Source organism: Paracoccus ferrooxidans (genome assembly GCF_029909815.1).
GTDB lineage: Bacteria > Pseudomonadota > Alphaproteobacteria > Rhodobacterales > Rhodobacteraceae > Paracoccus > Paracoccus versutus.
The window spans coordinates 1,950,804-1,959,719 of the sequence record NZ_CP038198.1 but is presented as its reverse complement, the minus strand read 5'-3'; the positions used below and the strand labels follow the sequence as shown (position 1 = coordinate 1,959,719).

At 68.7% G+C, this 8,916-nt stretch carries 8 protein-coding genes; 7 read left to right on the top strand and 1 reads right to left on the bottom strand.

All coding sequences use genetic code 11. The annotated features are described in order from the left end of the window. The first annotated feature begins 77 nt into the window (after window positions 1-77). Window positions 78-836 (top strand): TSUP family transporter, encoded by a 759-nt coding sequence (locus tag E3U26_RS09850; RefSeq protein ID WP_116223081.1) that lies wholly within the window; start codon window positions 78-80, stop codon window positions 834-836. Between the two features lie 219 nt (window positions 837-1,055). Here the strand turns inward: E3U26_RS09850 and E3U26_RS09845 are convergent, their stop codons facing one another. Further along, complete coding sequence (locus E3U26_RS09845; RefSeq protein ID WP_116223082.1) at window positions 1,056-2,042, bottom strand: asparaginase; 987 nt, start codon at window positions 2,040-2,042, stop codon at window positions 1,056-1,058. A 151-nt stretch (window positions 2,043-2,193) separates the two neighbouring features. Here E3U26_RS09845 and E3U26_RS09840 point away from each other — a divergent pair, with 151 nt between their 5' ends. The 6 genes from E3U26_RS09840 (at window position 2,194) to E3U26_RS09815 (ending at window position 8,893) form a co-directional block, all read left to right on the top strand. Beyond that, the gene (locus E3U26_RS09840) at window positions 2,194-2,721 is read left to right on the top strand and encodes an invasion associated locus B family protein (protein ID WP_036752013.1); all 528 of its coding nucleotides are present in this window, start codon (window positions 2,194-2,196) and stop codon (window positions 2,719-2,721) included. 110 nt (window positions 2,722-2,831) lie between these two features. After that, window positions 2,832-4,028 (top strand): dual-specificity RNA methyltransferase RlmN, encoded by a 1,197-nt coding sequence (rlmN, locus tag E3U26_RS09835; protein WP_243783560.1) that lies wholly within the window; start codon window positions 2,832-2,834, stop codon window positions 4,026-4,028. 209 nt (window positions 4,029-4,237) lie between these two features. Beyond that, window positions 4,238-5,761: a 2,3-bisphosphoglycerate-independent phosphoglycerate mutase gene (gene gpmI / locus E3U26_RS09830; RefSeq protein ID WP_243783559.1), complete on the top strand. Its 1,524-nt coding sequence runs from the start codon at window positions 4,238-4,240 to the stop codon at window positions 5,759-5,761. After that, entirely contained in the window at window positions 5,758-6,993 is a 1,236-nt protein-coding gene (locus E3U26_RS09825) for a murein hydrolase activator EnvC family protein (protein ID WP_243783558.1), read from the top strand. The genes gpmI and E3U26_RS09825 overlap by 4 nt, the downstream gene beginning before the upstream one ends. Continuing rightward, complete coding sequence (locus E3U26_RS09820) at window positions 6,990-8,405, top strand: S41 family peptidase (RefSeq protein ID WP_072461102.1); 1,416 nt, start codon at window positions 6,990-6,992, stop codon at window positions 8,403-8,405. Before E3U26_RS09825 ends, E3U26_RS09820 begins: the two co-directional genes overlap by 4 nt. Continuing rightward, on the top strand, window positions 8,402-8,893 hold the full coding sequence (locus tag E3U26_RS09815) for an RNA pyrophosphohydrolase (protein WP_243783557.1): 492 nt from the start codon (window positions 8,402-8,404) through the stop codon (window positions 8,891-8,893). Before E3U26_RS09820 ends, E3U26_RS09815 begins: the two co-directional genes overlap by 4 nt. Window positions 8,894-8,916: the final 23 nt, after the last annotated feature.

Here is an 8,916-nt window from a genome sequence, read left to right as displayed (position 1 = left end):
TGCATGCCCCAATGCGCATCCCGCCGCGCCGCCCGAGCCGGCTTTACATTTCCCGTGCGGCATCCCAAAGGGGCGGCATGTTCGAACTTTCCCTCGATCTCGTGCTGCTGCTGGCCGGCGCCGCCTTCGCCGCCGGCTTCGTCGATGCCATCGCCGGCGGAGGCGGGCTGATCACCGTCCCCGCCCTGATGCTGGCCGGCCTGCCCCCGGCGCAGGCGCTGGCGACGAACAAGGTGCAGGGCGTCTTCGGCGCGGCGACGGCGGCGATCTCCTATGCCCGCAGCGGGCTCGTGGACCTGCGCGGGCAAAGCGGGGCGGCAGCGGTCGCCTTCGCGGCGGGGCTCTGCGGCGCGCTGCTGGTAAGCTGGATCCCGGCGCAGGCGCTGCGCTACGGCCTGCCGGTGGTGCTGATCGGCATCGCCGCCTTCTTCGCCCTCAGGCCGGGACTGGACGATACCGACCGCATGCGCCGCATCACCCCAGCCACCTTCACCGCCTCGGTCGTGCCCCTCGTCGCCTTCTATGACGGGCTGGTCGGGCCAGGCACGGGATCGTTCTTCATGCTGGGCTTCGTCATGCTGGCGGGCTACGGCATCCTCAAGGCGACGGCGCATACGAAACTGCTGAACTTCGCCTCGAACCTGGGCGGGCTGGTCGCCTTTGCGGCGGTAGGAAAGCCGCTCTGGCTGGTCGGCGCCGTCATGGCGGTGGCGCAGATCGCCGGCGCCCTGCTGGGCGCAAGGCTGGCGATGCGGATCGGCGCGCGGGTCATCAAGCCGCTGCTGGTCGCGACCTCGACCCTGCTGGCGCTGCGGCTGGTCTGGCAGCTTCTTTGAAGGATGGGGGCTTTGCGCCCCCACGCCCGCCGGGCAAGCCCGACGGGCTTCCCCCGCAGGATATTTGCCCACGGAAGAAACCCGGAAAAAGGCCTCGGAAAAAGGCAATGCCCGGCGCCTGGCTTCTTCCGTGTCGAAATATCCTGGGGGAGCGCGGAACGCGCGGGGGCAAAGCCCCCGATCTGCTCGGGAAGGCTGCGCGCCGGAGCCGCGGCCGGATCAGCTCGGGAACCCTTCCGCCCGGCGCAATTCGCCCGTCGCCAACCCGCGCCAGTTGCGCAAGGGCGCAGTCAGGTATTTCTGCACCACCGGGTGGGCTTCCTCCAGCAGGCCCAGATGCACCATCAGCGCGGTGATCGCAGCCTCGGCGCCGCGGGTGCCGCCATCCGCGATCTTCAGCGCGACCCCCAGCCCGCGTTCGGGGACGATGCCGACGAAGACCGCCTCGGCCCCGGTCTTGACCGCGGCACGGCCGTCCATGGCGCGCATCAACTCGGTGCAGGCCCGCCCCTCGCCGGCGACCAGTTCGGGATGGGCCAGCATCGCCTCGACCAGGCGCCGCTGCGCTTGGCCGCGCTTGCCGGCCGCCGGTTGCGCAAATCCGGCCATGGCATGGGCCAGCCCCTCGACCGTGCAGGCGAAATTCGGCGCCGAGCAACCGTCGATGCCCCAGCCGGTGGCGACCTCGCCCGTCACCTCCTCGAAGGCGCGGCGCACGGCGCGCTGCACGGGGTGGTCGATCTCGACATATTCCGGCCCCGCGTTCATGTGCCGCTTGAGCGTCAGGAAGCCGGCATGCTTGCCAGAGCAGTTGTTGTGGACCTGGCAGGGGCTCTCGTCCGAGCAGACCAGCCGCTTGCGCTCGGCCGGGTCGGCCGGCAGATGCGCGCCGCAGCGCAGGTCGCTGTCATCAAGCCCCAGGCCCGACAGCCAGGCCGCGACCCGCTCGGTATGGAGGCGCCCGCCGCTGTGGCTGGCGCAGGCCAGCGCCAGATGCTCGCTACCCAGCCCCGCCTGGTCGGCCGCGCCGCTTTCGACCAGCGGCAGCGCCTGGATCATCTTGCAGGACGAGCGCGGATAGATCACCGCCCCCGGATTGCCCCAGGCCTCGACGATGCCGTTCGCATCCGCGATCACCACATGGCCCAGATGGGTGCTTTCGCGCATCCCGCCCCGCCACAATTCGATGAGTCTGGCTGCGGTCATGGCTGTTTTTCCTCTGACAATCGCGCGATTTTCCGCAAACGGGGGTTTTTCACGCCTTCCTTTTCGCATTATCTTGCCGCCAGATGGTTGAAAACACCACCATCATCGGCAACAAGCCGGATCGAACCGGACCATGGCAGGAGGCCAGAGCATGTTGAAATTCGCGCCGCGCGCCGCAGCGGCAGCCGCCGCAATTGCGATCGCCGCGTCTTCGCCGGTCCTGGCCCAGGACTCGACGAATGTGATCGGGACCGAGGGCGACTGGACCGTCTTCTCGGCGACCAGCCCCAAGGAATGCTGGGCAGTGTCGGCCCCGAAATCCACCCAGAACCTGGATTCCAGCGGCAAGCCCAAGGAAGTGACGCGCGGCGACATCCGGCTTTACGTCGCCTATCGGCCCGGACAGTCGGGCGAGGTCTCGTTCTCGGGCGGCTATCCCTTCGCGCCCGATTCGGCGGTCGAAGTGAATATCGGCGGCAATGTCTTCAAGCTGTTCACCGAGGGCGAAAGCGCATGGACCGGCTCGCCGGCCGACGACGCCAAGCTGGTCTCGGCGCTGCGTGCGGGCTCGACCGCGGTGGTGACCGGGCGCTCGGCGCGGGGCACCGTGACCAAGGACACCTTCAGCCTGTCGGGCATCACCGCCGCGACGAACAAGGCCCAGGCCGCCTGCAAATAAGCTACAGCTGCGGGAACCGCGGCGGACAGGGGCGCGAGCCCCTGTTTTCTTTTGGGCCGCCTTGCCCTATATAGGCCCATTGCCCCTTTCGCCGCCCGGACCCGCCAGCCATGAACGCCCCGTCGCCAGTCACGCCCGCCGCCCCGATCACCCAGGATCTGCTGACCATCCCGCGCAAGCTGCCCGAGACGGCGCGCCGGAACCTCGTCGGCCTGACCCGCGCGCAGTTGCACGAGGCGCTGATCGAGGCCGGCACCCCGGAACGGCAGGCCAAGATGCGCGTGGGCCAGATCTGGCAATGGATCTATCACTGGGGCGTGCGCGACTTCGCGCAGATGACCAACCTGGCCAAGGACTACCGCGCCCTGCTGGCCGAGAGGTTCGATATCGCGCTGCCCGAGATCGTCACCCGCCAGATCAGCGCCGACGGCACCCGCAAATACCTGTTGCGCATCAATGGCGGGCACGAGGTCGAGACCGTCTACATCCCCGAGGAAAACCGCGGCACGCTTTGCATCTCCAGCCAGGTGGGCTGCACGCTGACCTGTTCCTTCTGCCATACCGGCACGCAGAAGCTGGTGCGCAACCTGACCGCGGGCGAGATCGTGGGCCAGGTGCTGGTCGCCCGCGACGACCTGGGCGAATGGCCGAAGCCCGGCGCGCCCAAGGACGAGACGCGGCTGGTCTCGAACGTGGTGCTGATGGGCATGGGCGAGCCGCTGTACAACTTCGACAATGTCCGCGACGCGATGAAGGTGGTGATGGATGGCGAGGGCATCAGCCTGTCGCGCCGCCGCATCACGCTGTCGACCAGCGGCATCGTCCCCGAAATCGCCAAGACCGCCGAAGAGATCGGCTGCCTTCTGGCCGTCAGCTTCCACGCCACCACCGACGAGACCCGCGACACGCTGGTGCCCGTGAACAAGAAGTGGAACATCGAGACGCTGCTCAACGCGCTGCGCGACTATCCGCGGCTGTCGAACTCGGAACGCATCACCTTCGAATATGTGATGCTGGACGGGGTGAACGACAGCGACGAGGATGCGCGCCGGCTGGTCCGGCTGATCCGCGGCATCCCGGCCAAGGTGAACCTGATCCCGTTCAACGAATGGCCCGGCTCGCCCTATCGCCGCTCCAGCTGGGAGCGGATCGAGGCCTTCGCCGACATCGTCCACAAGGCCGGCTATGCCTCGCCCATCCGCACCCCCCGCGGCGAGGACATCATGGCCGCCTGCGGCCAGCTGAAATCCGCGACCGAGCGCGGCCGCAAATCCGCCGCCCAGATCGCGGCCGAGGCCCGCGCCTAAGACGCCATGTCTTGCGCCTGCGGCCCGGCCGCATGGGTATTTGAACAACGAAGAAGTCTTGGGCCGGCTGCGGGCTTCTTCGTTGCATAAATACCCATGCAACAGCACCGAAAGGCGGGGCGCTTCACGAATCCGGCAAGATCCGCGGCGACCTTGCCCCGCGCGCCCCGCAGTCGTAGAAGCATCGCGACCCGCGAAAGAGGTGACGCATGAGCTGTCCGAAACCCGTCGTCCTTTGCATCCTCGATGGCTGGGGCATTTCCTCGCGCCCCGAACAGAGCGCGCCCGACCAGGCCAGGACGCCGAATTTCGACCGGCTGATGCGCGACTGCCCGCATGGGACGCTGGTGACCTTCGGCCCGGACGTCGGCCTGCCCAAGGGGCAGATGGGCAATTCCGAGGTCGGGCATACCAATATCGGCGCCGGCCGCGTCGTCGCCATGGACCTGGGCCAGATCGACCTGGCGATCGAGGACGGCAGCTTCTACGAGAATGCCGCGCTGGGTGAGTTCATCCGCAAGCTCAAGGCCAGCGGCGGCACGGCGCATCTGATGGGCGTCGTCTCGGACGGCGGCGTGCATGGCCATCTCCAGCACGTCATCGCCGCCGCCCGCGCCGTGGCCGACAAGGGCGTGCCGGTGGTGGTCCATGCCGTCACCGACGGCCGCGACGTGGCGCCTACCTCGGCCGCGGGCTTCGTTACCGAGCTTCAGCGCGCCCTGCCCGAGGCCGCCCGCATCGGCACCGTCATCGGCCGCTATTACGCCATGGACCGCGACAACCGCTGGGAACGCGTCGCACGCGCCTACGGCGCCATGGTGCGCGGCGAGGGGCTGCCCGCGCCGGATGCGGCCGAGGCCGTGGCCGATGCCTATGCCCGCGACGAGACGGACGAGTTCATCCAGCCCACCGTGATCGAGGGCTATGCCGGCGCGCGGGATGGCGACGGCTTCTTCTGCCTCAATTTCCGCGCCGACCGCGCGCGCGAGATCCTGGCCGCCATCGGCCAGCCGGATTTCGCCGCCTTCGACACCGGCAGGCGGCCGCAATGGGCGGCGCTTCTGGGCATGGTCGATTACTCGGCCAGCCATGACGAATACATGCAGGCCGCCTATCCCAAGCGGCAGGTGGTCAACACCCTGGGCGCCTGGGTCGCGGCCAAGGGCCTGCGTCAGTTCCGCCTGGCCGAGACCGAGAAATATCCCCATGTCACCTTCTTCCTGAACGGCGGCAAGGAAACCCCCGAGCCGGGCGAGGACCGTTTCATGCCGGCCAGCCCCAAGGTCGCGACCTATGACCTGGCGCCCGAGATGGCCGCGCCCGAGGTCAGCGCAAAACTGGTCGAGGCCATCGAGGCGGGCTACGACCTGATCGTGGTGAACTATGCCAACCCGGACATGGTGGGGCATACCGGCAGCCTGCCCGCCGCCATCCGCGCCTGCGAGGCGGTGGACAAGGGGCTGGGCATGATGCTGGCGGCGCTGGAAAAGGCCGGCGGCGCCGCGGTGGTCATCGCCGACCACGGCAATTGCGAAACCACCATCGACCCCGAGACCGGCGGCCCGCATACCGCCCACACCACCAACCCGGTTCCGGTGATCGTCTTCGGCGGGCCCGAGGGCGCGAGCCTGCGGAACGGCCGGCTGGCCGACGTGGCGCCGACGGTGCTGGACCTGATGGGCCTGGACCTGCCGCCCGAGATGACCGGCACCTCGCTGATCGGGCGGGCATGAGAGCCAGGCTGTTCTTGCCGGTGCTGGTGGCCCTTGCCATCGGCTCGATGGCCCCGGCGCAGCCGGCGACGCCCGCGCAGGACGATTCGCCCCTGGACCTGGCCGCGCAGGAGGCGGCCGAGGCCGCCGACATGCTGCGCGCCGCCGTGGGCCAGCTGGACGAGGCGCTGACCGAGGACGACCAGGTCGCCTCGCTGACCCGGATGATCCGCGCCTATGAGCAGGGCATGGCCGCGCTGCGCGAGGGTTTGCGTCGTGCCGGCATCCGCGAGCAGGAGATCCGGGCCGAGTTCGACGCCCGCCGCGAGCGGCTGGGCCGGGTGCTGGGGGTGATGACCTCGATGCAGAAATCGCCCGAGACCGTGCTGCTGCTGCATCCCTCGGGGCCGGAATCCTCGGCCCGCGCGGGGATGATCCTGTCCTCGGTCGCGCCGGGGCTGGAAGCCGAGGCCCACGACATGCAGCAGAAGCTGGAGGAGATCCGCGCCGTGCGCGCCATCCAGCTGAACGCCGCGAACACGCTGGCGCAGGGGCTTGGTCAGGTGCAGGAGGCGCGGCGGCTTCTGGCCTCGGCGGTGACGGACCGCTCCAGCCTGCCGGTGCGCTTCGGCGAGGATCCCAGGGAATTGACCGCGCTGGTGGAATCGGCCGATACGCTGGACGCCTTCGCCTCGGGCATCGCCGGGATGGAGCAGGACGTGGGCGCGCCCATGGCCGATTTCGAAGGCGCGCAGGGCAGTCTGCCGCTGCCGGCCCTGGGCCGGGTGCTGCGCCGCTATGACGAGCCCGATGCCGCGGGGGTGCGCCGGCCGGGCATGGTCATCGCCACCGCGCCCGCCGCGCTGGTCACGTTGCCCTGGCCTGCGACAATCCGCTATCGCGGTCCGCTGCTTGATTACGGCAATGTGATGATCGTTGAGCCCGCGCGGGGGTATCTGATGATATTCGCCGGTCTGGCGCAGGTCTTCGGCGAGACGGGCGACGTCCTGACGGCAGGAGAGCCGGTGGGGCTGATGGGCGGGCAAGAGCCGCCCGCGCAGGAGTTCGGCGCCGAATTCGTCGCCGATGCCGCGGCCGGGGGCGGTGCTGGACAGAGCGAGACACTGTATGTTGAACTTCGCAAGGGCAAGGAAACACTGGACCCGGCAGAGTGGTTCGTGATGAATCCCATTGTCGGAGAGGCCGCGGACGGGACAAGCCGCAACGCAACCGGGCAGGACGGAGCTGAATGAAACATTATCTTCTGGCAGGGGCGATCGGCACGCTTGCGGGCATCACCGTCGCCACCCAATTCGCCGGCCCGCTGGTCGCGCAGGAATCGGGCAGGAACGCCTCGGTCTATGAACAGCTGGACCTGTTCGGCAACGTGTTCGAACGGGTGCGCGCCGATTACGTCGAGCAGGTGGACGACAAGAAGCTGATCGAGGCGGCGATCAACGGCATGCTGACCTCGCTCGACCCGCACAGCTCGTTCCTGTCGGCCAAGGATTACGACGACATGCAGACCCAGACCCGCGGCAGCTTCGGCGGGCTGGGGATCGAGGTCGGGCAGGAGGACGGGCTGGTCAAGGTGATCTCGCCCATCGACGACACGCCCGCGGCCGAGGCCGGGGTCAAGGCCGGCGACTACATCACCCATGTGAACGGCGAATCGCTGATGGGCATGAACCTGGACGAGGCGGTCGAGAAGATGCGCGGCCCCGTCGGGTCCGAGATCAAGATCACCATCCTGCGCGAGGGCGAGAAGGAGCCCTTCGACCTGACCATCACCCGCGACACGATCAAGCTGACCGTGGTCAAGACCCGCATCGAGGGCCATGCCGTGGTGCTGCGCGTCACCACCTTCAACGACGAGACCTTCTCGACCCTGAAGACCGAGATGGACAAGGCGATCAAGGAGGCCGGCGGCATCGACAAGGTGACGGGCTTCGTGCTGGACCTGCGCAACAATCCGGGCGGGCTGCTGAACCAGGCCATCGAGGTCTCGGACGCCTTCCTCGACAAGGGCGAGATCGTCTCGACCCGCGGCCGCAAGCCCGAGGAAAGCGAGCGCTGGAACGCCAAGCCCGGCGACCTGGCGCAGGGCAAGCCCATGGTGACGCTGATTAACGGCGGCTCCGCCTCGGCCTCGGAGATCGTCACCGGCGCGCTGCAGGACCATCGCCGCGCCATCGTCGTGGGCACCAAGAGCTTCGGCAAGGGCTCGGTGCAGACGGTGATGCCGGTGACCTCGGACAGCGCCATCCGGCTGACCACGGCGCGCTACTACACGCCCTCGGGCCGGTCGATCCAGTCGCTGGGCATCCAGCCCGACATCATCGTCGAACAGCCCGCGCCCAAGCCCCAGGACGAGGAAGAGGCCGGCCAGCCGCGGACCGATTCGAAATTCCTGAACTCGGAAGCCGACCTGCGCGGCGCGCTGAACAACGATTCGATCAGCGACGAAGAGCGCAAGCAGATCGAGGAAGAGGCCAAGCAGGTCGAGGCCACCGCCAAGCTGCGCGAGGAGGATTACCAGCTGGCCTATGCGGTGGACATCCTCAAGGGCCTGGCGGCGGTGGACTATCACGCCCAGGCCGTGCCCGATGCCGCGAAGCCCGCCGTCACCGGCGAGGATGCAGCCCAGGGGGCGCAGGCGGAATGAGCGCGGACCTGCTGGGCCCCTCGGGCCTGCCCTATCGCCCCTGCGCGGGGGTGGTGCTGATCAACCCGGCGGGGCTGGTCTTTGCCGGGCAGCGCATCGACAACCCCGGCCCGGCCTGGCAGATGCCGCAGGGCGGCATCGACCAGGGCGAGACCCCGCGCCAGGCGGCGCTGCGCGAGCTGGTCGAGGAGACCGGCGTCACCACCGACCTGGTCGACGTGCTGATGGAAACGCCCGGCTGGGTGACTTATGACCTGCCGCCCGAGCTGCTGGGCAAGGTCTGGAGGGGCCGCTATGGCGGGCAGAAGCAGAAATGGTTCGCCATGCGCTTCCTGGGCGAGGATGAGGCGGTGCGGATCGCCACCGACCATCCCGAGTTCGAGCGCTGGCAATGGATGCGGGCGGCCGATCTGATCGACGGCATCGTGCCCTTCAAGCGCGATGTCTATGCCCAGGTTCTGGGCGATTTCCGTGAGATCCTGGCCTGAACGGCCCGCGCCGCGCCGGGTGG

Bases quoted from the DNA above. Each gene is read 5' to 3' on its own strand.
- gpmI (WP_243783559.1), top strand. From the start codon at position 4,238: ATGAGCTGTCCGAAACCCGTCGTCCTTTGCATCCTCGATGGCTGGGGC.
- rlmN (WP_243783560.1), top strand. From the start codon at position 2,832: ATGAACGCCCCGTCGCCAGTCACGCCCGCCGCCCCGATCACCCAGGAT.
- E3U26_RS09820 (WP_072461102.1), top strand. From the start codon at position 6,990: ATGAAACATTATCTTCTGGCAGGGGCGATCGGCACGCTTGCGGGCATC.
- E3U26_RS09850 (WP_116223081.1), top strand. From the start codon at position 78: ATGTTCGAACTTTCCCTCGATCTCGTGCTGCTGCTGGCCGGCGCCGCC.
- E3U26_RS09815 (WP_243783557.1), top strand. From the start codon at position 8,402: ATGAGCGCGGACCTGCTGGGCCCCTCGGGCCTGCCCTATCGCCCCTGC.
- E3U26_RS09840 (WP_036752013.1), top strand. From the start codon at position 2,194: ATGTTGAAATTCGCGCCGCGCGCCGCAGCGGCAGCCGCCGCAATTGCG.
- E3U26_RS09825 (WP_243783558.1), top strand. From the start codon at position 5,758: ATGAGAGCCAGGCTGTTCTTGCCGGTGCTGGTGGCCCTTGCCATCGGC.
- E3U26_RS09845 (WP_116223082.1), bottom strand. From the start codon at position 2,042: ATGACCGCAGCCAGACTCATCGAATTGTGGCGGGGCGGGATGCGCGAA.